Origin of the sequence: Brevundimonas sp. Root608, assembly GCF_001427825.1 — a bacterium.
Taxonomy (GTDB): Bacteria; Pseudomonadota; Alphaproteobacteria; order Caulobacterales; family Caulobacteraceae; genus Brevundimonas.
This window is the reverse complement of the sequence record NZ_LMGT01000005.1, coordinates 11,179-36,199: the sequence shown is the minus strand read 5'-3', so window position 1 is coordinate 36,199 and position 25,021 is coordinate 11,179. Positions and strand designations below refer to the sequence as shown.

The following is a 25,021-nucleotide window of genomic DNA, read 5'->3' as shown; positions in this document are numbered from 1 at the left end:
TCGCCGGAAAACGCATCTGGCCGCTTCCCCGACGCCGTCCCAGCCGCTAGGTCAGCGCTGCGTGGCCCCGTAGCTCAGCCGGATAGAGCAAGGCTTTCCTAAAGCAGAGGTCGGGGGTTCGAGTCCCTCCGGGGTCGCCATCCTCACCATCCCGCAAAAATCCGCCCCCGACGGACCTCTTCCGTCCACAGGATTCCTCCGGTCTGAAGATGGTTTCCCCGTTTACCGGAACGCCTCCGCCTCCCGGGTCCAAGGGTCCGATCATGCACGCATCGATAGAGACAAGTATAGTGTTCTATCCTTCAGGGCATAACCGCCTGCCCTTTCTCAATGTAATCGAAGAATACGGTCTGGCAAACGTCTGCCATTTCTGATACATTGGAGCCGTATTTGGCTATATTTAAAGTATATAAAAGTAAACACTGATATATTCAGAAAGCAATGTGACCTATATTTCGTGAGGTGTTTCGTTGTTCACTCAAAATACGAATCAGGATGAGTCGAGATTAATTTCTAAAATCACTGTAACGGCGTATTTTCGAGCATCATTACTGCATTAACTTGGCATGTTAACCAGAAGGCTAAGGTTCGAGTTAATCTATCAGCGTTCATTCAATCAGTCGGACGAGGTGGAAGCCAGGAGGGTCGGGCATGCATGCGGGACGGGGGGACTGGGGCTATGGCCGGTTGCGCGAAGAGGCCGAGGCGGGAGCGGCCCCGCAGCGGCGCGCCTTCGGTGCCCCGTACGAAAGCGTCACGTTTTCAACCGCCACCCGGTCCCGTTGTGAGTTGACCGTCACCCTGGCCTCGCAGCCCGTGTTCGACCTGGCGTCCTCGACCCCCATAAGCCAGCGTCTGAGGCGCACCATCCGGCGCTGTGGCGAACGCTCGCTGTTCGAACGAAGGACGCTCGAGGTTGACGACCTGAAGCAGATCGACGTCCTGACCATCGAACACGGCCTGCGGCTGCTGCGGCTGGGACCGGGCGACAGCGGCATCGTGCCCGCCTTCTGGCGGACGTTCGCCGCCGGGCGCGGATCCTATGCCTTGCTCTGCGCGGCCAGCCAGCACAGCGCCGAACCCGGCAGTCTGCTGGTCGAGGTCTTCGGCGGCATCGAGCACGCGCCCGTGGAGGTCATCGACGACGCCCTGGCGCATTTCCAGACCCAGACCCGCGGCGTCGTGCTCCACGTCGCGCCCGACATCGACGCCGCGCGACGGCTGAACGGCGTGCGGGCCCACTGCCTGGCCATCGATTTCGCCGGAGTCGCGCACGAGACCGTGCGCGACTGGCTCAGCGCGGCGGAACTGGTGGCGGCGGCGCGTCAGATCTGCAGTCAGCTGATGCTGGTCAATCTCAGGCCCGACCGGGCGCTGCCGGCCCAGGCCGCCGGCGCGACCCACGCTGTCTTCTCCACCCTCGAGCCGCGGACGCTCTAGCGACGAGCCGCCGGCGGGACGGCGGATGGACCTGTCCCTTCGCGCATTGGTCCTGGCCGCGCTGACCGGTCTATTTCCGCGTGCGCGTCAGGATCATGCGGACGCCCATACCGAGGATGACGACGGGCACGAGAATGAGCAGCCAAGACAGTATGCGTTCGACGTCCATGGCTCGCCCCTCCTCGAGGCTCGCGCAGGGAGCGCGCCGCCGCGTCCGAAGTCAAACGGCGATCAGCGCCATTTCGACCCTTCGCCGTGTCCGCCCAGACTCTGGAACTCGGGCGGGGCGGCCTTGTGGATGTACTGTTCCGAAACCAGCCAGCCCTTCAGCGGCCGCAAGACGGCGAGACAGCCCAGCACCAGCAGCGGCATGGTCACCACCAGATGCACCCAGATCGGCGGGTGGGCGCCGAATTCGAACCACATGAACAGGGCCATGCCGATGACGCCGACCAGGCTCATGCCGAAGAAGGCCGGGCCGTCGGCCGGTTCGGCGAAGCTGTAGTCGAGGCCGCACGCGGGGCAGGCGTCGCGGATGGTCAGGAAGCCCTTCAGCAGCGGACCCTTGCCGCAACGCGGGCATCGGCAGCGCAGGCCGGTGGACAGGGTGCTGAGGCGCGGAAACTGGGGATCGGTCACAATTCGGGTCCTGACGGGAAGCCACAGCGCATGTCGGTCTGCGGGGGCCGCCATGCAACCGGCCGCATTGTCGCGGTCACCAACCGTTAACCGCGTTGTAAGGCCGGTCGCGCGAGGGTGCGCGCGTATGTCCGGGGTCTCCGTCAGCAAGCGCGTTCTCAGAACCACCGTGGCCGCCGCCGCGGCGGGCGCGGTCGTCTTCGCGCCCATGGCGCCCCTGGCCCAGGAGGTCGGCGCGGCCGCCGATCCCATCTCGATCCGCATCGGGGCCAACGCCGAGTTCACCCGCATCGAATTCGCCGGCGTCATCGGGGCGCGGTCGAAAGTCCGGCGCGAGGGCCGCGACGTCATCGTTCGCATCGGGTCGACCGCCGCGCCCGATGTCTCGCGGTTGAAGGTCGATCCGCCCCGGGGCGTGGAAAAGGTCGAGACCCGCGCCGTCGAGGGCGCCACCGAACTGGTCCTGACCCTGGCCGAGGGAGCCGACGCCCGCTCGGGCTCGGCCGACGGTGCCGTCTATCTGAACCTCTTCGCCTCGGCCCCGGATGCGCCGCCGGTCGCCGTCGCCGCGCAGACCGTGGCCGTCGTCACCCGGGCCACCCCCGCCAAGGTGTCGCTGGCCTTCCAGTGGGACAAGCCGGTCGGGGCGGCCGTCTTCCGTCGCGGCGAGGCGGTCTGGGTCGTGTTCGACACCCCGGCCCGGCTCGACATGTCCGGCGCGCGACAGCTGGGCCCGGCCTCCGACGCGCACTGGACGGCCGGAACGGACCATGTCGCCGTCCGCATCGCCGCGCCTGCCGGTCTGGCGGTCTCCGCCGTCGCCCGGGGCTCGGCCTGGACCGTGACGATCGGCGGTCAGCCGGTCGCCGTCGAGGGCGTGGCCATCAACCGCGACGACAGCGGCGAGCCGGTTCTGGTCGCCCGGATGGCCGGCGCCACCAAGGCGGTCTGGCTGACGGATCCGCTGGCCGGAGACCGGTTCGCGGCCGTCACGGCCCTCGCGCCCGGCAAGGGCTTCGCCGACCGTCGCCGGACCGTCGATCTGGCCCTGTTGCCCACCGCCCAGGGACTGGCCGTCGAAACCTCCTCCGCCGACCTTGGCATCCAGGCCGACGGCGATCGGGTCACCTTCAGCCGGCCCAACGGCCTGATCCTGTCGCCGCCGTCCGCCGCGCTCGACGCCGCGACGGATCGGAACGGCGCCCCCCGGAAGGCGAAATACGCCGCCCTCGTGCTGGCCGAATGGGCCGATGTCGGCCACGCCGGCTTCTCCGCCCGCTATCGTCAGCTTCAGGACGCCGCCGCCCAGGAGGCGATGGCGGCCGGCGACGATCCGCGCGCGCCGGCCGAGGCGCGCTTCGCCCTGGCCCGCTTCCTCGTCGGGTCGGGTCTCGGTTACGAGGCCGTCGGCGTCCTGAACAACATCGTCGCCAGGGCTCCCAACATGGTCGGGGAGCCCGAGCTTCGCGGCCTGCGCGGCGCCGCCCGCGCCTCCATCGGCCGTATGGAGGAGGCGGAAGGCGATTTCGCCGCCTCCGCCGTGGCCGGCGATCCCGCTTCCGCGATGTGGCGGGGCTATATCGCCTCCAGCCAGGGCGACTGGGCCGCCGCCCGGCAGGCGTTCGCCACCGGAGCCGTGGCCGCCGACGCCTTTCCCGCCGCCTGGCGCGCCCGCTTCGGCGCGGCCCATGCGCTGGCGGCCCTTGAGACCGGCGACCTGGACGCCGCCCGCGCCCTGCTGGCCTACAGCTTCAGCCAGGAAGCGCCCGCCGCCGATCAGCTGACCGCGCGCCTGGTGCAGGCGAAGCTGTTCGAACTGGACGGCCAGTCCGACAGGGCCCTGTCGGTCTACAACGCCATCAGCCGGGCGCCGCTGGACGCCGTCTCGGTGCCGGCCAAGCTGGGCGTCGTCCGCCTGTCCCTGGCCAAGGGCCGGATGAAGCCCGACGCCGCCGCCTCTGAACTGGAAGGCCTGCGGTGGCGCTGGCGGGGCGACGCCACCGAACTGGCTGTCATCCGCCAGCTGGGCCAACTCTATTTGTCGCAGGGGCTCTACCGCGAAGCCCTGACCGTGCTGAAGGGCGCGGGGCCCGGTCTGAACCGGCTGGAAGGCGCCGCCGACATCCAGGCCGATCTGGGCGCGGCCTTCCGGATGCTGTTCCTCGAAGGCGGCGCCGACGGCCTGCAGCCCGTGCAGGCCCTGGGTCTGTTCTACGATTTCCGCGACCTGACCCCGATCGGCGCCGACGGCGACGAGATGGTGCGCCGCCTCGCGCGCCGGCTGGTCGACGTCGACCTGCTGGATCAGGCGGCCGAACTGCTGAAGTATCAGGTCGACAACCGGCTGGAGGGGGTGGCCAAGGCCCAGGTCGCGACCGACCTGGCCGCGGTCTATCTGATGGATCGGCAACCGGAACCCGCCCTGCAGGCGATCTGGGGTTCGCGGACCACCATCCTGCCCAACGCCCTGAACGCCGAGCGGCGCGCCCTTGAGGCCCGCGCCCTGGCGGGCCTCGGCCGCTTCGATCACGCGCTGGAGGTGCTGGGCTCCGACGGCTCGCCCGAGGCCGGCGACGTCCGCGCCGAGATCTTCTGGAAGCAGCAGAAATGGCTCCAGGCGGCGGCCCTGTACGACGCCCGTCTCGGTCAGCGGTACGCCGATCCGACTCCGCTGACCGCCGAGGAAGAGGCGCGCCTGATTCGCGCCGGGATCGGCTATTCGCTGGGACGGGACGGCGCGGCCCTGAACCGCCTGTCGCGGAACTACCGCCCCTTCGTGGCCGGCGCCCGGGCCAGGTCGGCGCTGGCGATCGCCCTCGACGACGACGGCGTCGCGCCGGGAGATTTCGCGACCCTGACCGCCTCGGCCGACACCTTCGCGGGTTGGGTCACCGCCATGAAGGGGGACCTCAGAACGAAAACGGGCGGGAACCGCGCCGCGGCCCCCGCCCGTCCTCAAGCTGCGACGCCGGCCCCCTAGAGGCCACGCGCCGGGACCTTCCGGTCTTACTTGTTCACCGCATCCTTCAGCGGCTTCGACACGCGGAAGCGCACGGCCTTCGAGGCGGCGATCTTGATGGTCGCGCCGGTGGCGGGGTTGCGGCCTTCACGGGCGGCGCGGGCGGCGGTGTCGAACACGCCGAGGTTGGAGATGCGCACGTCGCCGCCGCCGGTCAGCGACTTGTGGATGTTCTTGACGAGGGCGTCGAGCATCCGGCCGGCGTCGGCCTGGCTGACGCCGGCGTCCTTGGCGACGGAGGCGATGAGTTCTGCTTGGGTGGTCATGTGGGTCGTTTCCCGATGAAAGCTCGCCCCGATTCAGGGGCGATGACGGACGGATTGACGCCGCTTTTTCTTCCCTTGGCAAGCGACTTCGCCGCTGTAACCCCCACGGGCTGGGGATTTACCCGGCGCCGGACGCTCTCTGGAAGCTCTCGACCAGGCTTCCGGCGACCAGTCTCCACCCGTCCACGAGCACGAAAAAGATCAGCTTGAACGGCAGTGAAATCACTACCGGAGGCAGCATCATCATGCCCATGGACATGAGCACGCTGGCGACCACCAGATCGATCACAAGGAACGGAACGAAAAGGAGAAATCCGATTTCGAAGGCCTTCTTCAACTCGCTGATCATGAAGGCCGGAGTGACCACTCTCAGGGGCAGGTCCGCGGTCGCGGTCGGGGCCTCCAGGCGGGACAGCCGGACGAACAGCGCGAGGTCGTCCTGATCCACCTGGGCCAGCATGAAAGTCTTCACAGGTTCCGACGCCGCATCGAAGGCCTGGGGCAGCTCCATCTGCTGATCCAGCAGGGGGCGGATGCCCGAATCATAGGCGTCCTGCCAGGTCGGAGCCATGACGATGGCGCTCAGGAACAGCGCCAGCGACACCAGCACCGCGTTCGGCGGCGACTGCTGCATGCCCAGGGCGGTGCGCAGCAGGGACAGCACGACGACGATTCGCACGAAGCTGGTGGTCATGATGACGATCGACGGCGCCAGCGACAGCACGGTCATCAGGCCTACCAGCTGCACCACACGCTCGGTCAGGCCCGCGCCGGTGCCGAGGTCGACATTGATCGCCGCGCCGGGTCCGCCGGCGGCGGCGATATCCTGGGCCAGGGCCGCCAGCGGCCACAGCAGGCAGGCGAGGGTGGTGATCAGGGACAGGAGCGCCGCACGCTTCAGCTCCGCGCGGCCGGGCAGGACGAAGACGTCCCTGAGGCTCACTGGGCGGCTCCCGGAGGCGTGACGGCCCCGCGCGGCTCGATCAGCTCGCGCCCTTCGCCGAGCATCAGCAGCCGCTCTTCGCCGTCGATCGAGACCAGCACCAGCCGTCGCGCCGGGTCCAGCATCAGGGTCTCGACCACCTTCATACGCTTTTCGCCGCGCTCGGCGCTGAGGCGCGCCAGCAGCGCCGGGGCGTACCGCCGCGCCGCCCAGGCGGCCAGGCCGATGATGCCCAGGGTGAAGGCGAGCGCGAACAGGGCTCGCAGCAGGTCGAGGAAATTCATGCCCCAGCCTTCGGCGATCATGGTTAACGCCGTATTGAGATAACGTCCCGTTAACCATGGACGCGGCAGTTTCTGCCCATCTCAACGGGCGATCCGCGCCCCGGGAGTCGCCCGTGGGCTTCGCCGACCTGCCGCTGCTCAGCCAGATCAAGGGCCGCCTGTCCTGGCTGGACGAGCGCCAGCGCGTCATCGCCCAGAACGTCGCCAACGCCGACACGCCCGGCTACGCCGGCCGCGACCTGAACCAGCCGACCGATTTCGCCAGAGCCCTCGCCGAGGGCGGCGGCGGGGTCCGCATGACCCGCACCAGCGCCATGCACATCGCCCCGGCGGGCCAGACCGCCCGCTTCCAGACCCAGGCCGCCCCCGATTCGGAGACCACGCTCGACGGCAACTCGGTCGTGGTCGAGGAGCAGATGCTCAAGATGGCCGAGAGCCGCATGGCCTATGACGCCGCGATCGGCCTGTACCAGAAATCCATGCAGATGCTGCGCATGGCCGTCCGCGCGCCCGGACGATGAGGAGCTGACCGATGCCTGACCCCATTCCGCCGCGCAACAGCGCCATGGCCGTCGCCGCCGGCGCCCTCAAGGCCCAGCAGTCGCGCATGCGCATCATCGCGGAGAATATCGCCAACGCCGAGTCGACCGCCCAGGTCGCGGGCGGCCAGCCCTACCGTCGCCAGGTCCCCGTCTTCCAGGCGCGCGAGATCGACGGCGCCACCGGCGTGACCCTGGCCCAGGTGCGGCCCGACATGAGCGACTTCCGCAGCGAATACGATCCGGGCCACCCGGCGGCCAACGCCGAGGGCTATGTGCTGCGCCCCAACGTCGACACCCTGGTCGAGGCCATGGACATGCGCGAGGCGCAGCGCGCCTACGAAGCCAATCTGAACGTCATCGAGACCGCGCGTTCGATGGACAGCCGCACCCTCGACCTGCTGAAGAAATAGGCCTGAGCGATGAATCCCTTGATGGCGGCCAAGGCCTATGCGGCGATCCAGGACGGCGCCTCGCCGGTCGGACCGGGCGCGAACGTCGGCCAGTCCGGCTTCGCCGACATGCTGACCAGCGTTATGGGAGACATGACCCAATCGACCCGCGCGGCCGAGACCCAGATGGCCTCGGCGGTGCAGGGGCAGGGCAGCCTGATCGACGTGGTCACCGCCGTGTCTTCGGCCGAGGCCTCGCTGGAAACCGTCATGGCCGTGCGCGACCAGGTGATCCAGGCCTATCAGGAGATCATGCGGATGCCGATCTGACGTTCGTCAGGCCGTCGGCGCCCGCCCCCTGAGCCACTGCGACAGCACCCATTTCTCGCCCCGGGTCGGCGGCAGGCCCGCGTGGCGTGTCCGCCGGTCGATCGAGCCGTCGGGCAGGGTGTTGGCCCACAGCAGGGCGTCGCCCTTGCGGCCCCGGTGGCGCAGTCCTCCCGCCTCGAACGCCGTCTCCCCGCCCTCGAAATCGTCGTTGAGGAAGACCAGCAAGGTCGCGATCCGCTGCCCCCGCGCCGCCAGATCGGCGGCGTACCCGGGCAGCGACGGATCCAGCCAGTCCACATGCCAGTCGAACGTCTGCCCCACGGCGTAATGCAGCACCTGGGTCCATTCCAGCCCCGGCGCCGGCAGGCCCGCCGCGCGCGCGATCCGCTCCCGCACCAGGGCCAGCAGCACGTCCATCTTCTCCAGGTCGAACTGCGCCGCCCGGTTCGTGCGCACGCTCTCGCGCCGTCCTTCGCCCGTTTCGGGGTCATAGACGAGGGCCGGTTCCACCATGGCCTCGGCCCGGGCGATCATGCCGTCGCAGACCGCCGGCGGCAGGAATCCATCGATGGCGAGGATCGCCGGACCCTCCGACAGCACGCGCGGGCGCGGCGCATTCAGCCAGCCGGCGATGTCGACGCCCCGGGCCGCCCTGAGCCAGTCGTCGGGCTCCGGGGTTCCGGCCAGCAGCACGATCTGCTGCCGGGCAGGTTCGAACCCGAGGCTCGCGGCCCGGCCCAGCAAGGCCATCGCCCGATCCCAGTCCGGCGCGACGCCCAGCCCCATGCCGGTCAGCACGGCCAGACGCGCCGCCGCCGCCCCGTCGCCTGCTTCGGCGGCCTCGGCGAGCGTGGATGGATCGTTGTCGACAGGGACGTCGTTCACCGGGCTGTTCTAGAAGCCCGGGCGGCGCAGGCCAAGCCGGCGATCCGGCGTCGGCTTCAGCCTTCCAGCGACACGACCGGCTGCAACCCGGCCGAGGTCCGGCGCCCGGACCGGCCTTTCAGCCAGACGCGGATGCGGTCCTGGACCGGGGTGTCGATCGCGACGTGAAACGCCCAGGCGAAGAGGAAGGCCGCCGCCACGCCGGCGACCCACAGGGCCCACTGGGCGGCGACGGGCAGGGCGAACCGGGCGATGGCGACATTGGCCACCCCGAACCAGGCGATGCGCACCACCTCGTTGGTGATGAACATCGAGAACGACACCTGCGCCGCCTTCTCGATCCATTTCGAGGGGCGCGGCGTCGGAATGGCGCCGGCGGCGAGGATGATGGTCGAGATGCAGGCCAGCGAGAACAGGGCGTTCTTGTCGAAATACTGGGCCACGGCCAGACCGACCGCGGCGGCGGTTCCGGCCCATCGCGCCAGCTTCGGCGCGATCCAGACCTTTTGCGCGAACCAGGCCAGCGCCATGCCGAGGAAGAACAGCGGCAGGGCCCGGAAGAAGCCGAAGCCCATGGGCATCTGATAGACGGGATAGCCCAGCAGACTCCAGGTCAGCTGGTTGGCCAGCAGGTACAGGCCGACGCCGAGCGCCAGCACGCTCCACGGCCCCAGCCGGACCAGCCCCTTCAGCATCCACGGGAAGGCGAGATAGCAGCCGATCAGGGCCGAGATCGACCAGCTGGGCGCGTTCCAGCCGTAGCCGCCAGGCACGCCGAAGGCCTGCACCAGCCCCATCTGCGCGGGCAGCTGGCTCCAGTCGAACCACTCCGGCGCCCGCGGCCCGACGCCGACGGCCGTCCCGCCGACGACGAGCGCGACCAGGCTGAGGCCCATCATGATGTGCGCCGGCCAGACGCGCAGGAAGCGTTTGGCGAAGAAGTCGCCGGCCGACATCCGGCCCCCGGCCACCGCCGCGCCATAGACGCGCATCAGCACATAGCCGCTGTCGATCAGGAAGAAGTTGGTGAGCAGGAAGCCGCCGCGCTCGAACACCGGATGCCACTGTTCGGCCAGCGGCGCGGGCCCCGCGCCCTGGAAGTGGTGCAGGATGATCAGAGCAGCCACAATGAAACGCAGGGCGTCCAGCCACCCGCCCCGAACGATGGGCGTTGTCTCATTTCGGGTCGATATCGCCGTCCAGGCCATGGGAAAGGCCTCCTTCGAGGCGAATTCCGCAAGGACCGGGCCGCGGCGGGAACCCTACAGCTTGCCGAAGGCCACGCCCCGCCAGCCCCAGCCCGCCGCCAGGACGGCGGCCCGCACCGGGTTTTTGATCTCGGTGGTGTCGAACGCGTAGTCGTAGACCTCGCCGAACGACCCGTCCTCGCGGAAGGCGTAGACGGTCTCGAAGCTCTTCTCGAACTGCTGGCCGCGCGAGGCGCTGGCGGCGGCGCTGAGCGTCGGAACGCCGGCGCGCCATTCGACCTCCCACAGCTCGTCGACCGCCCGGACCTCGCCCTTGGCCTCGTCGAACTTCATCAGCACCTTGAACACCTTCTTGATGCCGGCCTTGGCGAAGATCTCGTACCATTTCGCATCGACGATCCGCCATTCGGCGACCATGTCGACGCCTTCCTTCTTGCCGTCGCGGATGACGAACGGCGCCGTCGCCCGGTTGACGGCCATCAGGCTCTTGCGCAGCTCGGCCGTGGACTGGCGTTTCACGCCGGCGGGCGCCGCCTTGCTTCCTGTCAGAAAATCGAAAAGTCCCATGGCCGTCCCCCGATGAATGTCGGGAGACAGTGGTCGATAGAGGGGCTGAAGACCAGAGGCCTCAGCCGCCCCGCACCAGCCGCAGGAACTCTTCCCGCGTCCGGGCGTCGTCGCGCAGCACGCCCGTCAGATGGCTGGTGATCAGGCTGGTGCCCGGCGCATTGACGCCGCGCAGGGTCATGCAGCTGTGCTCGGCCTCGATCACGACGCCGACGCCCTGGGGCTGAAGCACCTCCTGGATGGCCTTGGCGATCTCGGACGTCATCTTCTCCTGGATCTGCAGCCGCCGAGCATAGCCCCGCACCACGCGCGCCAGCTTGGAGATGCCCACCACCCGGTCGGTCGGCAGATAGGCGACGTGGGCGCGCCCGATCACCGGCAGCATGTGGTGTTCGCAGACGCTGACGAAGCGGATGTCCCTGAGCACGATCAGTTCGTCATAGCCGCCGACCTCCTCGAAGGTCCGCTCCAGATATTCGCGGGGATCCACGTCGTAGCCGGCGAACATCTCGCGATAGCTGCGGGCTACCCGGTCGGGCGTGTCGACCAGGCCCTCGCGGTCCGGATCGTCGCCGGTCCAGCGGATCAGGGTGCGGACGGCGGCCCGGACCTCGTCCTCGTCGGGCAGATCGACCTCGGGCCGTTGTCCGCCCCGGCGCGGCAGTGGCGTGCCGGCGGCGCGCGCCAGGGCCTCGCGTTCCCGCCAGCTGCCGTCGCAATTCTCATCATGGACGTGACGGGGGTCGGTCATGGGGGAATCCTCAACTCTGCGACTGCGGCCTTTAGCTGGGGCCTCATGACATCAGGGCAAGGGCTTCGTCCATCCTAACGCCCCGTTAACCACGCTCCCGGCATTTTCTGCCCGGTGTTTGGTGGAGCGTAAAATGAACGGCGCGGAAGTTCTGGATGTGGGGCGCGACGCCCTGTGGCTGACGATCCAGCTGTGCCTCCCCGTCCTGCTGGTGGGTCTGGTCGTCGGCGTGGTCATCGGCCTGGTCCAGGCCCTGACCCAGATCCAGGAACAGACCCTGATCTACGCCCCCAAGATCATCGCCATCTTCGTCTCGCTGCTTCTGTTCCTGCCATTGATGGGCGCCCTGCTGGGCGGTTTCATGCGCGAGATCGCCGCCCGCATCGCCGGCATGTGATCGCCTGATCGGTGGAGCCATACGCCACATCGGACCAGGTCTGGCAGGGCGCGCTGATCTTCGCGCGGATCGGCGCGGTGCTGATGATGCTGCCCGGCATCGGCGAGAGCTATGTGCCGCCCCGCATTCGCCTGTCGCTGGCCCTGGTGGTGTCGCTGGCCCTGTGGCCGGTCATCGCCGGCGTGCTGCCCGCCCTGCCGGCGACGGTCGGCGGCGTGGCCGGCTGGATCATCCGCGAGGTCATCGTCGGACTGATGATCGGCGCCCTGCTGCGCAGCTTCACCACCGCCCTGTCGACCGCCGGCGAGATCGTGGCCCTGCAGACCACCCTGGCCTTCGCCCAGACCGCCAATCCCATGCAGGCCCAGCCGGGCGCCACCCTGGCCGCCTTCCTGATGCTGCTGGGCACGACCCTGGTCTTCGCCACCAACACCCATCACCTGTTCATCGCCGGACTGGTCGGTTCGTATGAGCTGATCGCCCCGGCGCGGCCGCTGGTCACCGGCGACTTCGCCGAACTGGCCATCCGCACCCTCGGCGACGCCTTCATGCTGGGCGTCCAGCTGTCGGCGCCGCTGCTGGTCTTCGCCCTGATCTTCAACGTCGCCTCGGGACTGATCGGCCGCGTCATGCCGCAGTTCCAGGTCTTCTTCGCCGCCGCCCCGCTCAGCATCATCCTGGGCCTGTCGGTCTTCGCCCTCAGCCTCGGCGTCGTGGGCACGGTCTTCATCGACCGCTACCGCGCCCTGGCCCGGATCTTCGCGGGAGGCGCGGGTGTCTGAAGGCGCCGATCCAGAGTCGAAGACAGAAGAGGCGACACCCCGAAAACTCGAGGACGCGCGAAAAAAGGGCGACGTCGCCAAGTCGCCCGACGTCGCCTCGACCCTGTCCCTGGCGGGGGCCTCCGCCGCCGTCCTGATGACCGGCGGCTATTTCGCGACGTCGATGGCCGAACAGCTTCTGCCCTTCATCGCCGCGCCCCACACCATGCTGGGCGGGCTCGAGGCGGGGGCGGGCGTGGAGATCGGCGCCATCGCCCTGTGGGCCGTCGCGCCCTTCCTCGGCGTGGTCATGCTGGCCACCATCCTCGGCGGCGTCGGCGGCAACGTGGCCCAGTCCGGCCTGATCTTCTCCGCCGACAAGCTCAAGCCCGACTGGTCCAAGGTCAGTCCGATGAAGGGGTTCAAACGCATCTTCGGCCCCGACGGCCTGGTTCAGTTCATCAAGACCTTCATCAAGCTGCTGGCCGTCGGCTTCATCTGCTGGATGGTGCTGAAGCCGCGCCTGCGCGACCTCGAGAATATGGCCGCCATGCCGCCGGCGATGATCCTGCCCGTCGCGCGCGACATGATCCTCGCTCTGGTGGTGGCGACGCTGATCCTGCTGGCCTTCACCGCGGGCGCCGACTTCCTGTGGCAGAAATTCCGCTTCGCCGAGCGGATGAAGATGACCAAGGAAGAGATCAAGGAAGACTACAAACAGTCCGAGGGCGATCCGCACGTCAAGGCCAAGCTGAAGCAGATCCGGGCCCAGCGCAGCCGCCAGCGGATGATGCAGAACGTCCCCAAGGCCACGGTCATCATCACCAACCCCACTCACTATTCGGTGGCCCTGCGCTACGAGCCGGGCGAGGGCGATCCGGCGCCCATCTGCGTCGCCAAGGGCGTCGACGCCCTGGCCCTGCGCATCCGCGAGGTCGCTCGCGAGCACCAGGTGCCGATCGTCGAGAACGTGCCGCTCGCCCGCGCCCTCTACGCCGCCGTCGAGGTGGACCAGACCATTCCCCGCGAGCATTTCGAGGCGGCCGCCAGGGTCATCGGCTTCGTGATGCAGAAGCGGAAGAAGCGTTGATCGTTCAACACTCTTAACCCGCCATTTACCATGCGCCCGGCATTTTCTGCCTGGCGGGCCTCCAGTCGGTACCCGTGAGTAACCGGGGCGGGACGCGTGGGCGGCTTCACGGCGGCATTGCAGAGATTCGGGATCGGTCGGTTGACCGTGGTGCTGGGCGTCGCCGCCGGCATCACGATCGCCCTCATCCTGATCATGATGCGGGTCGGTCAGGCCCCCGACGCCCTGCTGTATTCCGGTCTGGACCTGCGGGAGGCCTCCGAGGTCACCACCGCCCTGGACGGCGCCGGCATCAAATATTCCTCGAAGGGCGACGGCTCGACCATCTTCGTCAGCCGCGACCAGGTCGGCGAGGCCCGCATGCTGGTCGCCGGCAAGGGTCTCGTGACCTCGGGCAGCGTCGGCTACGAAATCTTCGACAACCAGTCGGTGCTGGGCCAGACCGAGTTCCAGCAGAACCTGAATGCCAAGCGGGCGCTCGAGGGCGAGCTGTCGCGCACCATCATGAGCATGCGCGGCATCAACTCCGCCCGCGTCATGATCGCCCTGCCGCAGCGCGAACTGTTCCAGTCGGAAGCCGCGGCCCCGACCGCCTCGATCGTCGTCGGCGTCACCGGCGGCCAGCTGGCCGCCGCCCAGGTCCAGGCCATCCGCAACGTCGTCGCCTCGTCGGTGCCGAACCTGAAGCCCGAGAAGGTCACCCTGACCGACACCTCCAACCGCACCCTGGCCGCCGGCGCCGACGCCGAGGGCTTCAGCGCCGCCTCGGCCCAGGACGCGCAGGAGACCACCGAGTCCCGGCTGCAGGCCCGCATCAAGGACATCGTCGAGGGCGTCGTCGGCGTCGGCTCCGCGCGCGTCCAGGTCACGGCCGACATCGACCACAGCCGCTCGACCACCCAGGAACAGCGCTACGATCCGGACGGCCAGGTGGTGCGCTCGACTTCGACCAACGGCACGGAATCCAGCGACACCACGCCGACCTCGGACGGCGGCGCCACGGCCACCAACAACATCCCGGGCGCCGAGGCCCCCGCGACCGGAACCGCCGGTTCGCGCGACACCGCCAACACCGAGACCACCAACTACGAAATCTCCAACACCACCACGACCACGGTGAAGGAGGCCGGCGAGATCAAGCGCCTGGCCGTTTCGGTCGCCGTCGACGGCAAATGGACGCCGGGCGCCGACGGCGCGGCTCCGACCTACGCCGCCCGGACGCCCGCCGAGATCGAACAGATCAAGGCCCTGGTCTCGGCCGCCGTCGGCATCGACCTGACGCGCGGCGACAAGATCGAGGTGCTGAACACCCGCTTCAACCGCGACCTTGCGGTGGTCGGCGGCGAGGAGGCCAAATCGTCGCTGTTCGACTTCACCAAGAACGACCTGATGCGCGGCGTCGAGCTGCTGGTTCTCCTGATCACCGGCGTCCTGCTGATCTTCTTCGTCCTGCGTCCGCTGCTGAAGTCGGCGTCGGGCGGCGGCGCGATGCAGCTGGCCGGGGCCCTGCCGGGCGGCGGTTCCGTAACCTCCCTGCAGACCACGACGGTCATGGGCGGCGGCTCGCCGATGCAGCAGCTGACCGGCCCCCCGTCCGAGATGGAGCAGCGGCTCGACATCGCCCGCATCGAGGGTCAGGTGAAGGCGTCGTCGGTCAAGAAGGTCGCGGACTTCGTCGAGAAACATCCTGACGAATCCACCTCGATCCTGCGCAGCTGGGTGCACGAAGGCTGATGGCGGCGCGCCTCGCCTCCAAGAAGCCGGCCGTCGAGGACGCCAGGAAGCTGACGGGGCCCGAGAAGGCCGCCGTCATCCTGCTGTCCCTCGGCGAGGACCACACCCGCCTGTGGCAGAGCCTGGACGACGAGGAGATCAAGGAAATCTCCCAGGCCATGGCCAGCCTGGGCACGGTCACGTCGGGCGTGGTCGAGGAACTGATGGTCGAGTTCGTCTCGGGCATGAGCGGTTCCGGCGCGGTCATGGGCAGCTTCGAACAGACGCAGCGCCTGCTGGCCTCCTTCATGCCCGCCGATCGGGTCGAAGGCCTGATGGAGGAGATCCGGGGTCCCGCCGGCCGCACCATGTGGGACAAGCTCGGCAATGTGAACGAGGCCGTCCTCGCCAACTATCTGAAGAACGAATATCCCCAGACCGTCGCCGTGGTCCTGTCCAAGATCAAGCCGGACCACGCCGCCCGGGTGCTGACCAGCCTGCCCGAGGACTTCGCCCTCGAATGCGTCCAGCGGATGCTGCGCATGGAGCCGGTGCAGCGCGAGATTCTCGACAAGATCGAGCAGACGCTGCGCACCGAATTCATGTCCAACCTGGCCCGCACGTCCAAGCGGGACAGCCACGAGATGATGGCCGACATCTTCAACAGCTTTGACCGCCAGACCGAGGCCCGCTTCATCGGCGCCCTGGAGGAACGCAACCGCGAGGCGGCCGAACGCATCCGCGCCCTGATGTTCGTGTTCGAGGACCTCGCCAAGCTGGACCCCGGCGGCATCCAGACGCTGCTGCGCGCGGTCGAGAAGGATTCCCTGGGCCTGGCGCTCAAGGGATCGTCGGAATCCCTGCGCGAACTGTTCTTCTCCAACATGTCCGAGCGCGCCTCCAAGATCATGCGCGAGGACATGGAGTCGATGGGCCCGGTCCGCCTCAAGGACGTCGACCAGGCCCAGATGGCCATGGTCCAGGTCGCCAAGGATCTCGCCGCCAAGGGCGAGATCATGCTGGTGGGCCAGGGCGGCGACGACGAGCTGATCTACTGACATGACCCATCAGCCCCTCAGCACCCCGTTTTCCTTCGATACCGAGTTCGACGCCTCGGGCGTGGTCGTCCACGCCTCGTCCTTCCGCCCGACCAAGCGGTCCTACGCCCCGCTCGAGGTCGACGCCCTGATCGCCCAGGCTCGAATGGAGGCCCGTAGGGAGGCCCTGGCCGAGAGCGCGAACGTGCAGGCCATGGCCCTGTCCGCCATCGCCCAGGCCCTGGACGCCGCCGTCCCCGCCCTGACGCAGGTGGCCCAGGCCCACCGCGAACAGTCCGCCCATCTGGCGATGTCCGCCGCGCGCGTGGTGGCCGCCTCGGCGCTGGACCGGTTCCCCGCCGCCCCTCTCCAGGCCGCGCTGGAAGCCCTGGGCCAGGAAGTCGACGCCTCGCCCCGTCTGGTCATCCGCACCGGCGATCTGGACGACGCGACCCGCGCCCGTATCGAACAGTTGTGCACGGACGCCGGCTTCTCCGGGGTGGTGGCTTTCCGCAACGAACCCATGATGCCCGCCGCGGCCTTCCAGCTGGAATGGGCCGACGGGCGCGCCGCCTTTGACCCCGCGGACGCCTTCGCCCGCATCAGCGAGGCCCTGAACTCCGCCTTGGCCGCCGAAGCCGGCCATGCCGAAACCCTGACCCCCGAAACCCCGCTGGAAGAGAGGCCGTAATGGCGTCCGACACCATGGCTCTGGAGGAGTTTCCCGACTCCACCGCGATCACCGTCAACGACGAGGCGACCGACAAGACCGCCAGCGACCTGGCCCCGGTCTTCGACGTGCCGGTCAACATCTCGGCGGTGCTGGGCAAGGCCCATATGTCGGTCGCCCAGCTGCTCAAGCTGAACCGCGGATCGGTGCTGCAGCTGGACCGCAAGGTCGGCGAGGCCATCGACATCTTCGTCAACAACCGGCTGGTCGCGCGCGGAGAAGTCGTCGTCGTCGAGGACCGGCTCGGCGTGACCATGACGGAAATCATCAAGACGGAAGACAGCAACGCCTGATCGGCGCGGCTTGTAGTGATTAGAGGAGAAGACCCATGCGGCTTCTGGTGGTTGGCAGGCTCAGCGGACAGCTGGCGACGGCGGTGAAGATGGCCATGGCGCACGGCGCCAAGGTCAGCCACGTCGAGCGTGGCGATCAGGCGACGGAACAGCTGCGCCGGGGGCAGGGCGCCGACCTGCTGATGGTCGACTACCGCATCGACATCGCCGCCCTGATCGCGGCCAACGAGGCCGAGCGCATCCATGTGCCGGTGGTGGCCTGCGGCGTCGACGCCGACGCCAATGACGCGGCCAACGCCATCCGCGCCGGAGCCAAGGAGTTCATCCCGCTTCCCCCGGAAGCCGATCTGATCGCCGCCGTCCTGTCCGCCGTCGCCGACGATGATCGGCCGCTGATTTCGGCCGATCCGTCGATGAAGGCGGTGGTCATGCTGGCCGACCAGGTCGCCCGCTCGGAGGCCTCGATCCTGATCACCGGCGAAAGCGGCGTCGGCAAGGAGGTGATGGCCCGTTATCTCCACACCGGCTCGAAGCGCGCCGAGCGGCCCTTCATCAGCGTCAACTGCGCCGCCATCCCCGACAACCTGCTGGAATCCGAGCTGTTCGGGCATGAGAAGGGCGCCTTCACCGGCGCCATGGCCCGCCGCATCGGCAAGTTCGAGGAAGCCGACGGCGGCACCCTGCTGCTGGACGAAATCTCCGAGATGGACGTGCGCCTGCAGGCCAAGCTGCTGCGCGCGATCCAGGAACGCGTCATCGATCGCGTCGGCGGAACGAAGCCTGTGCCGGTCAACATCCGCATCATCGCAACCTCGAACCGCGATCTCGCCAAGTCGGTCGCCGAGGGGACCTTCCGCGAAGACCTGCTCTACCGCCTCAACGTCGTGAACCTGCGCCTGCCCGCCCTGCGCGAGCGGCCCGGCGACATCTCCGTTCTGGCCGATCATTTCGTCAAGAAATACGCCGCCGCCAACGGCGTGCCGGCGCGGCCGATCTCGGTCGACGCCCGCCGCGCCCTGGTCTCGCATCGCTGGAACGGCAACGTGCGGGAGCTGGAGAACGCCATGCACCGCGCCGTGCTGCTGGCGGTCGGGCCCGAGATCGACGTCGAGGCCATCCGCCTGCCGGACGGCCAGCCCCTCAGCGCCGGCTCGCACGGCGCCGCCGCTTATGACAACCCCGCCGCCCGCGCCGCCCAGACCGCCGACGCCGTCACCCGCGCACACGTCGGCCAGACGGTGGCGCAGATGGAAAAGACCCTGATCCTCGACACCCTGTCGCACTGCCTCGGCAACCGCACCCATGCGGCCACCATCCTGGGCATCTCGATCCGGACGCTGCGCAACAAGCTGAACGAATACGCCGACGAGGGGACCAGCATCCCGGCTCCGCAATCGGGCATCGCCGCTGTCGGCTACGCGGCGGCCTGAGCATGACCTCGGGTACGGACCGCAGAAGCGTCCTGACCGGCCTCGGCGCGATCGGCGTCATGGGCTGCTCGCAGCAGGCCGCCCCCGAGGCGGCCCCGACGGCCCAGCCGGAACGACCGGCCGTGGCGATGCAGGCCATCGACGTCTCGGGGCTGGAAACGCGCAACGGCGGCCGTCTCGGCTTCGTCGCGCTGGATACGGCGACGGGCCGCAGCCTCGGCTGGCGGGCGACCGAGCGGTTCGTCTATTGCTCGACCTTCAAGATGTATCTGGCCGCCGCGACCTTCGTCCGCATCCAGGACGGCCGCGAAACCGCCGACCGGATGATCCCGATCAGCCGGGCCGACATGGTCAACCACGCGCCGGTGACCGAGCCCGCCATCGGCTCCAGCCTCAGCGTCGGGCGGCTGATGCAGGCGGTGGTCGAGGTCAGCGACAACCCCGCCGCCAACCTGCTGCTCAAGGCGAACGGCGGCATCGCGGCCATGCAGAATTTCTACCGCTCGATCGGCGACGACAGCACCCGCGCCGATCGTTTCGAGCCCGAGATGAACCGGCTGGACGGCGACAAGGACACGATCCAGCCGGCGCAGTCGGTCACGAACCTGCAGCGTCTCTTCCTTTCACCGAACTCGCCGCTGACGGCAGGGTCGCAGGCGCGGCTGTTGCGCTGGATGGTCGACTCGCCGACCGGCGCGGATCGCCTCAAGGCCGGCGTCCCGGCCGGATGGCGGGTGGCGCACAAGACCGGCACCGGCGGCTACGGCCCGACCAACGACATCGGCCTGCTCTATCCACCCAACGGCAAGCCGGTGATCGTCGCCGCCTACTATCACGCGACCTCGGCGTCTTCGGCGGCTGCAAACGACGCCGTCATCGCCGACGCCGCCCGCCTGGCCCTGAAGGCGCTCGGCCATGACTGACATCCCCGCCTCGGTGATGATGAAGGACGGCTACGCCCGTCCGACCGGCCGCGACATGATGGGCTGGGTCGCGCGCGGCGAGGTGGCCATGGCCATCGGCGTCATCGGCGTCATTCTGCTGCTGATCCTGCCGGTGCCGAAATTCCTGCTGGACCTGCTGCTGGCCATCTCGCTGGTCTCGTCCGTGCTGATCCTGATGACGGCCGTGATGATGAAGCGGCCGCTGGACTTCGCCATCTTCCCGACGGTGCTGCTGGTCACCACCCTGTTCCGCCTGGGGCTGAACCTGGCCTCGACCCGCCTGGTGCTGACCCACGGCCACGAGGGCCACGGCGCCGCCGGCCAGGTGATCCAGTCGTTCGGGGCCCTGATGATGGGCGGCAGCTTCATCATCGGCATCATCATCTTCGCCATCATCCTGGTGGTGAATTTCGTGGTCATCACCAAGGGCTCGACCCGCATCGCCGAGGTCTCGGCCCGCTTCACCCTCGACTCCATGCCGGGCAAGCAGATGGCCATCGACGCCGACCTGTCGTCCGGCCTGATCACCGAGGACCAGGCCAAGCTGCGCCGCAAGGAGCTGGAGCAGGAATCGACCTTCTTCGGAGCCATGGACGGCGCCTCGAAATTCGTCCGCGGCGACGCCGTGGCCGGCCTGATCATCGTCTTCATCAACGCCATCGGCGGCATCCTGATCGGCACGATCCAGCACGGCCTCCCGATCGGCGAGGCGGCCGACACCTATGTCGCCCTGACCATCGGCGACGGCCTGGTGACCCAGGTCCCGGCCATCGTCATCTCCATCGCCGCCGGCTTCCTGGTGTCCAAGGCGGGCGTCGAGGGCACGGCCGACAAGGCCCTGGTCGCCCAGCTGGCCACCAACCCCGTCAGCCTCGGCGTCGTCTCCGCCGCCGCCGCCCTGATCGGCCTGATTCCGGGGATGCCCCTGATCCCGTTCGCGGCGCTGGCCATCGGTACGGGCTTCATGGCCTGGAAGCTGGGCCGCGAACGGCTCAGGCCCAAGCCCACCGAGGCCGAAATGGCCGCCACCGCCTCCGGCCCGCGCGAGGATGTCGAGGAGCCCATCGGCACCGCCCTGACCATCGACGAGGTCAAGATCGAGCTGGGCTATTCCCTGCTGTCCCTGATCAACGATCTCGAGGGCCGCCGCCTGACCGACCAGGTTCGCGCCCTGCGCCGCTCGCTGGCCCAGGAGTACGGCTTCGTCATGCCGTCGGTCCGTATCCTCGACAACATGCGTCTGGGGACCCAGGGCTACGCCATCCGCATCAAGGAGATGGAGGCCGGACAGGGCGAGGTCCGTCTCGGCTCCCTGATGGCCATGGACCCCGCCGGCCGCCAGGTCGAACTGCCGGGCGAACACACCAAGGAACCCGCCTTCGGCCTGCCCGCCACCTGGATCGACGAAAGCCTGCGCGAGGAAGCGACGTTCCGCGGCTACACCATCGTCGATCCCTCGACGGTGCTGACCACCCACCTGACCGAAATCCTCAAGGAGAACATGGCCGACCTGCTCTCCTACGCCGAGGTGCAGAAGCTGCTGAAGGAGCTGGGGACCGAGGAGAAGAAGCTGGTCGACGAACTGATCCCCTCGGTCGTGACCGTCACCACCCTGCAGCGCGTGCTCCAGACCCTGCTGCGCGAAAAGGTCTCGATCCGCGATCTCGGCGCCATTCTCGAGGGCCTCGCCGAGGCCGCGCCGCACACCAGCTCCGTCACCACCCTGGTCGAACACGTCCGCGGCCGTCTGGCCCGTCAGCTGTGCTGGCAGCACAAGGGCGACGATGGCGCCCTGCCGATCGTCACCCTGTCGCCGGAATGGGAAGCCGCCTTTGCCGACGCCCTGGTCGGACAGGGCGAGGACCGCCAGCTGGCCATGGCGCCGTCCCGTCTCCAGGACTTCATCCGGGCCGTCCGCGACGTCTTCGAGCGCGCCGCCATGGCGGGCGAGACCGGCGTCCTGCTGACCGGCCCGCAGATCCGGCCCTATGTTCGCTCGATCATCGAACGCTTCCGCGGCCAGACCGTGGTGATGAGCCAGAACGAGGTCCATCCGCGGGCGCGGTTGAGGACGATCGGCACGGTCTAGGCCGACCCGTCAATCTCCTCCCCATCGCCAGATGGGGAGGTGGCGCGGCAGCGCAGCCGCCGTGACGGAGGGGGCGACGCGGACGGCAATCGTTCCTCGCAACCCCCGCGATGAACCCGAGTACGCCCTCCAGTTCACCCAGCACGTCACGCGCCGCGACGCGAACCACGCGAATGCCCCGCCCGCGCAGCCAGACCGTCCGTCGCCGATCATGCTCGGCTCGCTCAGGATGCTCGTGAGACGACCCGTCCATCTCAACCGCGAGAGCGGCTTCCGCGCAAAAGAAGTCGAGGATGCTGCTTCCGGAACCGCAGGCCCCGAAGCTTGCGCGCCTTCAGGTACAGCCAGAGCCGGGCTTCCGGCGCCGTCAGCGCCTTGCGGAAAGCCTTGGCGCGTTCGTAGCTCTTTCCGTCAGCCACCGCGTCGCCCCCTCCGTCACGGCGCTTCGCGCCGCGCCACCTCCCCACGATGCGGGGAGGAGAGTTCTCTACCGAACCTCGGTCCATCCCCCCGACGACGCGGTGCGCGCCGCGTCGTTGGCCGGGCGCGCCACCAGGCCGGACTGGGTGATCCACACCTCGTATTTCGCCCCGTCGGCCATCGGCATATAGGCGCCGCCGCCGTACAGGGTGTCGACCGCGTCGACATAGCGCCGGTAACGCCGCGCCGTGTCCCAGGTGCTGATCGTCCACGGCAGCCAGGTGACCGAGGGGTCGCCGCCCGACAGCGGATGGACGCTGCGTTCGGCGTTGATTTCCTGTTCGATCGAGGCGTACCGCCCGGACAGGCGATCCAGCCGGTATTGCGTGTCCAGACCCAGCACATTGGCCCACGGCTTCCACTTCAGCACCTGGGCCTCGATGCGCCATTCGTCGCCGTGCAGCGGATACAGGTTGGTCGCCGCCGGCGCGTGCTCGCCCCGGTCGGGCTGGATCACTGTCGCCTCGAAAAACTGCGGCCCCAGCTGGCGGGTCTGGATCGTGGCCACCGGACGCTCATAGGTCAGCCGGCCATAGGTCTGGATGTCGAGGGCGAGGAGGGAGGCGATGACCGCCGCCGCCATGAAGCCCGCGCCGCCGGCGCCGACGAGGAAACCGCTGAAGATCCGGCCCCTGAACAGGGCTCCCAGGCCCTTGAGCAGCAGGACGACGCCGATCAGTCCGACGACCGCCGGAACGATCCACCACCACCACACCATGTCGTTCTCCCCCGATCCTGACGAACGCACCTTTACCTTAAATCGCCGGAACGGGCAGGGTTTCTCCCGGGACGCGACTGGACAGGGCCGAACGCGCCGCTAATGCTCGCGCCCGATGATACCGGCGCTGCGTCCCACGCTTCTGGCCCTTGGCCGCTTCCTGCGCACTCCGTCGCTCAGCCGGTCCGTCGTGGCGCTGCTGACCGGCGCGATCAGCCTGCTGCTGATCGTCAATGTCGGCGTCTTCGTGATGCTGCAGCGGACAAGCGACTTCAACGACAATGTGGAGCGCGGCCAGCGCATCCGGCTGGCGGCGGTCGAGGTGATGCGCCTGCTGATCGACGCTGAAACGGGTCAGCGCGGCTTTCTGCTGACGCGGCAGCCTGAGTATCTCGAACCCTATAACATCAGCACGGCCCGGCTGCCCGAGCGGCTGGACGAACTGGCGCGGCTGACGGCGGGGGATCCGGACCTGTCGCCGCGCGTCGAGCAGCTGCGCAGCCTGTCCCAGCAACGGTTCGACGTGATCGATCGCACCATCGCCCTGGGGCGGATGGGCCGCTTCGAGGACGCCGTGCGGATTATCCGCGAGGGCTCCGGCAAGCGGGTGATGGATCAGATGCGCGCCGAAACCGCCGCGATCGACGAGGTGCAGGAGACCCGTCTCCAGTTCAGCACCCGCCAGACGGAGTGGGCCGCCGGCGTGACGGTTCTCGTCAACGCCATCGCGGCCCTGCTGATCCTGGCGCTGGCGGGCGTCAGCGCCTGGCTGATCCGCCGCTATGTGCTCGAGATCCAGCAGGCGCGCGACGCCCTCGATGCGATGAACGCCGGGCTTGAGCACAAGGTCCGCGACCGCACCTTCCAGTTGACCCGCGCCAACGAGGAAATCCAGCGTTTCGCCTATATCGTCAGCCACGACCTGCGCGCCCCGCTGGTCAACGTCATGGGGTTCACCTCGGAACTGGAGCAGGCCGGCAAGGTCATCGACCGTCAGATGACGGCGGTGGAAACCCGGGCGCCCAAGCTGGTCGAGCAGGACGCCCTGACGGCGGTGCGCGAGGACCTTCCCGAAGCCGTCGGCTTCATCCGCGCCTCGACCGAAAAGATGGACCGGCTGATCAACGCCATCCTGAAGCTGTCCCGTGAGGGTCGCCGCAATCTCACGCCCGAATGGCTCGACATGACCGCCATGGCCCGCGGCGTGGCGGACAGCGTCCGGCACCAGACCGAGGCCTCGGACGCCGAGATCGTCGTCGAACCCCTGCCGTCGGTCGAAAGCGACCGGCTGTCGATGGAGCAGGTGCTGGGCAATCTGGTCGACAACGCCGTCAAATATCTGGACCCGGCCCGTCCCGGACGCATCGTCGTCTCGGGTCGGGAAACCGGCGACGGCCACGTCGTCTACCGGATCGCCGACAACGGGCGCGGAATTTCCGACCGCGATCACGAACGCATCTTCGAACTCTTCCGACGCTCCGGCAAGCAGGACCGGGTGGGCGAGGGCGTCGGTCTGGCCTTCGTGCGCAACAGCGTGCGTCGTCTGGGCGGCGAAATCACCGTCGGGTCGGAGCTCGGAAAAGGCTCGACATTTACACTGAAATTCCCCACACGCCTCGTCCTCGCGGACGCCGGAGACGATTGATGAGCACTGCCGTGAAGATCGTGATGGTCGAGGACGACCTCGGTCACGCCAAGCTGATCGAAAAGAACATCCGCCGCGCCAACATCGCCAATGACATCGCCCATTTCGCCGACGGCGGCTCGGCCATGGACTATCTGTTCAGCGAGGAGGTTCGGCTGAACGGGCCGATGCTGATCCTGCTGGACCTCAACCTGCCGGACATGTCGGGCACCGACATCCTCGAGCGGGTCAAGAAGGACGAGCGCCTGCGCCGCGCCCCTGTCGTGGTCCTGACCACCACGGACGACAAGACGGAAATCCAGCGCTGCTACGACCTCGGCTGCAACGTCTACATCACCAAGCCCGTGGACTATGAAAGCTTCGCCGGGGCCATCCGCCAACTGGGGCTGTTCCTGTCGGTGATGCAGGCGCCGGACATCGAGTGAGCGCAC

Annotated in this window: 26 protein-coding genes, 1 tRNA gene and 1 pseudogene; 18 read left to right on the top strand and 10 right to left on the bottom strand. The window is 68.4% G+C overall.

What is annotated here, in order from left to right:
- The first annotated feature begins 63 nt into the window (after positions 1 to 63).
- Positions 64 to 140 (top strand) — tRNA-Arg (locus ASD59_RS08430).
- A gap of 511 nt (positions 141 to 651) precedes the next feature.
- Positions 652 to 1,440 carry a hypothetical protein gene (locus ASD59_RS08425; RefSeq protein WP_056619306.1) on the top strand — a complete coding sequence of 263 codons (789 nt, stop codon included), beginning with the start codon at positions 652 to 654 and terminating at the stop codon, positions 1,438 to 1,440.
- 231 nt (positions 1,441 to 1,671) lie between these two features.
- Here ASD59_RS08425 and ASD59_RS08420 read toward each other — a convergent pair whose 3' ends face one another.
- The gene (locus tag ASD59_RS08420) at positions 1,672 to 2,079 is read right to left on the bottom strand and encodes a DUF983 domain-containing protein (RefSeq protein WP_055830805.1); all 408 of its coding nucleotides are present in this window, start codon (positions 2,077 to 2,079) and stop codon (positions 1,672 to 1,674) included.
- Between the two features lie 127 nt (positions 2,080 to 2,206).
- On the opposite strand from ASD59_RS08420, the gene ASD59_RS08415 reads away from it, so the two are divergent.
- Positions 2,207 to 5,059 carry a tetratricopeptide repeat protein gene (locus tag ASD59_RS08415; protein WP_055830803.1) on the top strand — a complete coding sequence of 951 codons (2,853 nt, stop codon included), beginning with the start codon at positions 2,207 to 2,209 and terminating at the stop codon, positions 5,057 to 5,059.
- Between the two features lie 26 nt (positions 5,060 to 5,085).
- On the opposite strand, the gene ASD59_RS08410 is transcribed toward ASD59_RS08415, so the two are convergent.
- From ASD59_RS08410 to ASD59_RS08400, 3 genes are all read right to left on the bottom strand, one after another.
- Positions 5,086 to 5,364, bottom strand: a complete 279-nt coding sequence (locus ASD59_RS08410) for an HU family DNA-binding protein (protein ID WP_055830800.1) — start codon at positions 5,362 to 5,364, stop codon at positions 5,086 to 5,088.
- A gap of 118 nt (positions 5,365 to 5,482) precedes the next feature.
- Positions 5,483 to 6,307 (bottom strand): flagellar type III secretion system pore protein FliP, encoded by an 825-nt coding sequence (gene fliP / locus ASD59_RS08405; RefSeq protein WP_055830798.1) that lies wholly within the window; start codon positions 6,305 to 6,307, stop codon positions 5,483 to 5,485.
- Positions 6,304 to 6,591, bottom strand: a complete 288-nt coding sequence (locus tag ASD59_RS08400; RefSeq protein ID WP_055831252.1) for a FliO/MopB family protein — start codon at positions 6,589 to 6,591, stop codon at positions 6,304 to 6,306. Before ASD59_RS08400 ends, fliP begins: the two co-directional genes overlap by 4 nt.
- A 113-nt stretch (positions 6,592 to 6,704) precedes the next feature.
- On the opposite strand from ASD59_RS08400, the gene flgB reads away from it, so the two are divergent.
- The 3 genes from flgB to fliE are packed head-to-tail and all read left to right on the top strand — an operon-like array spanning position 6,705 to position 7,852.
- Positions 6,705 to 7,112: a flagellar basal body rod protein FlgB gene (gene flgB / locus ASD59_RS08395; protein ID WP_055830794.1), complete on the top strand. Its 408-nt coding sequence runs from the start codon at positions 6,705 to 6,707 to the stop codon at positions 7,110 to 7,112.
- An 11-nt stretch (positions 7,113 to 7,123) separates the two neighbouring features.
- On the top strand, positions 7,124 to 7,543 hold the full coding sequence (gene flgC / locus ASD59_RS08390) for a flagellar basal body rod protein FlgC (RefSeq protein WP_235561773.1): 420 nt from the start codon (positions 7,124 to 7,126) through the stop codon (positions 7,541 to 7,543).
- A 9-nt stretch (positions 7,544 to 7,552) separates the two neighbouring features.
- Positions 7,553 to 7,852, top strand: coding sequence for a flagellar hook-basal body complex protein FliE (gene fliE, locus ASD59_RS08385; RefSeq protein ID WP_055830793.1), 300 nt, complete (start codon positions 7,553 to 7,555; stop codon positions 7,850 to 7,852).
- Between the two features lie 6 nt (positions 7,853 to 7,858).
- Here fliE and ASD59_RS08380 read toward each other — a convergent pair whose 3' ends face one another.
- The 4 genes from ASD59_RS08380 to folE all read right to left on the bottom strand — a co-directional run bounded on the left by ASD59_RS08380 (position 7,859) and on the right by folE (position 11,263).
- Entirely contained in the window at positions 7,859 to 8,737 is an 879-nt protein-coding gene (locus ASD59_RS08380) for a prolyl hydroxylase family protein (RefSeq protein ID WP_055830791.1), read from the bottom strand.
- A 56-nt stretch (positions 8,738 to 8,793) separates the two neighbouring features.
- Entirely contained in the window at positions 8,794 to 9,945 is a 1,152-nt protein-coding gene (locus ASD59_RS08375) for an acyltransferase family protein (RefSeq protein WP_055830789.1), read from the bottom strand.
- A gap of 54 nt (positions 9,946 to 9,999) precedes the next feature.
- Positions 10,000 to 10,464 (bottom strand): hypothetical protein, encoded by a 465-nt coding sequence (locus tag ASD59_RS08370; protein ID WP_235561771.1) that lies wholly within the window; start codon positions 10,462 to 10,464, stop codon positions 10,000 to 10,002.
- A 109-nt stretch (positions 10,465 to 10,573) separates the two neighbouring features.
- On the bottom strand, positions 10,574 to 11,263 hold the full coding sequence (gene folE / locus ASD59_RS08365) for a GTP cyclohydrolase I FolE (protein WP_082560131.1): 690 nt from the start codon (positions 11,261 to 11,263) through the stop codon (positions 10,574 to 10,576).
- Positions 11,264 to 11,396: 133 nt separating this feature from the next.
- On the opposite strand from folE, the gene fliQ reads away from it, so the two are divergent.
- From fliQ to flhA, 10 genes are all read left to right on the top strand, one after another.
- Complete coding sequence (gene fliQ, locus ASD59_RS08360) at positions 11,397 to 11,660, top strand: flagellar biosynthesis protein FliQ (protein ID WP_055830786.1); 264 nt, start codon at positions 11,397 to 11,399, stop codon at positions 11,658 to 11,660.
- Between the two features lie 11 nt (positions 11,661 to 11,671).
- The gene (gene fliR, locus ASD59_RS08355; RefSeq protein ID WP_055830784.1) at positions 11,672 to 12,442 is read left to right on the top strand and encodes a flagellar biosynthetic protein FliR; all 771 of its coding nucleotides are present in this window, start codon (positions 11,672 to 11,674) and stop codon (positions 12,440 to 12,442) included.
- Positions 12,435 to 13,511, top strand: coding sequence for a flagellar biosynthesis protein FlhB (gene flhB, locus ASD59_RS08350; protein WP_055830782.1), 1,077 nt, complete (start codon positions 12,435 to 12,437; stop codon positions 13,509 to 13,511). Before fliR ends, flhB begins: the two co-directional genes overlap by 8 nt.
- A 96-nt stretch (positions 13,512 to 13,607) precedes the next feature.
- Positions 13,608 to 15,245, top strand: a complete 1,638-nt coding sequence (gene fliF, locus ASD59_RS08345) for a flagellar basal-body MS-ring/collar protein FliF (protein WP_055830779.1) — start codon at positions 13,608 to 13,610, stop codon at positions 15,243 to 15,245.
- Positions 15,245 to 16,282: a flagellar motor switch protein FliG gene (fliG, locus tag ASD59_RS08340; protein ID WP_055830777.1), complete on the top strand. Its 1,038-nt coding sequence runs from the start codon at positions 15,245 to 15,247 to the stop codon at positions 16,280 to 16,282. Before fliF ends, fliG begins: the two co-directional genes overlap by 1 nt.
- Before the next feature lies 1 nt (position 16,283).
- Positions 16,284 to 16,952 carry a flagellar assembly protein FlbE gene (locus tag ASD59_RS08335; RefSeq protein ID WP_055830775.1) on the top strand — a complete coding sequence of 223 codons (669 nt, stop codon included), beginning with the start codon at positions 16,284 to 16,286 and terminating at the stop codon, positions 16,950 to 16,952.
- Positions 16,952 to 17,284, top strand: coding sequence for a flagellar motor switch protein FliN (gene fliN / locus ASD59_RS08330; RefSeq protein ID WP_055830774.1), 333 nt, complete (start codon positions 16,952 to 16,954; stop codon positions 17,282 to 17,284). The genes ASD59_RS08335 and fliN overlap by 1 nt, the downstream gene beginning before the upstream one ends.
- A gap of 35 nt (positions 17,285 to 17,319) precedes the next feature.
- Complete coding sequence (gene flbD / locus ASD59_RS08325) at positions 17,320 to 18,714, top strand: sigma-54-dependent transcriptional regulator FlbD (protein WP_055830772.1); 1,395 nt, start codon at positions 17,320 to 17,322, stop codon at positions 18,712 to 18,714.
- A 2-nt stretch (positions 18,715 to 18,716) separates the two neighbouring features.
- On the top strand, positions 18,717 to 19,637 hold the full coding sequence (gene bla / locus ASD59_RS08320; RefSeq protein WP_055830770.1) for a class A beta-lactamase: 921 nt from the start codon (positions 18,717 to 18,719) through the stop codon (positions 19,635 to 19,637).
- Between the two features lie 16 nt (positions 19,638 to 19,653).
- Positions 19,654 to 21,747 carry a flagellar biosynthesis protein FlhA gene (gene flhA / locus ASD59_RS08315; protein ID WP_055831247.1) on the top strand — a complete coding sequence of 698 codons (2,094 nt, stop codon included), beginning with the start codon at positions 19,654 to 19,656 and terminating at the stop codon, positions 21,745 to 21,747.
- Here flhA and ASD59_RS13925 read toward each other — a convergent pair.
- Both ASD59_RS13925 and ASD59_RS08310 read right to left on the bottom strand, forming a co-directional pair.
- Positions 21,659 to 22,253 (bottom strand): annotated as a pseudogene (locus tag ASD59_RS13925) (endonuclease domain-containing protein). The gene flhA and the pseudogene ASD59_RS13925 sit on opposite strands and share 89 nt — an antisense overlap.
- Positions 22,235 to 22,945, bottom strand: coding sequence for a hypothetical protein (locus ASD59_RS08310; protein WP_055830768.1), 711 nt, complete (start codon positions 22,943 to 22,945; stop codon positions 22,235 to 22,237). Before ASD59_RS08310 ends, ASD59_RS13925 begins: the two are co-directional and overlap by 19 nt.
- Before the next feature lie 115 nt (positions 22,946 to 23,060).
- Here ASD59_RS08310 and ASD59_RS08305 point away from each other — a divergent pair, with 115 nt between their 5' ends.
- Entirely contained in the window at positions 23,061 to 24,590 is a 1,530-nt protein-coding gene (locus ASD59_RS08305) for a sensor histidine kinase (RefSeq protein ID WP_055830765.1), read from the top strand.
- Positions 24,590 to 25,015, top strand: a complete 426-nt coding sequence (locus tag ASD59_RS08300) for a response regulator (RefSeq protein ID WP_055830763.1) — start codon at positions 24,590 to 24,592, stop codon at positions 25,013 to 25,015. Before ASD59_RS08305 ends, ASD59_RS08300 begins: the two co-directional genes overlap by 1 nt.
- The last annotated feature ends 6 nt before the right edge of the window (positions 25,016 to 25,021 follow it).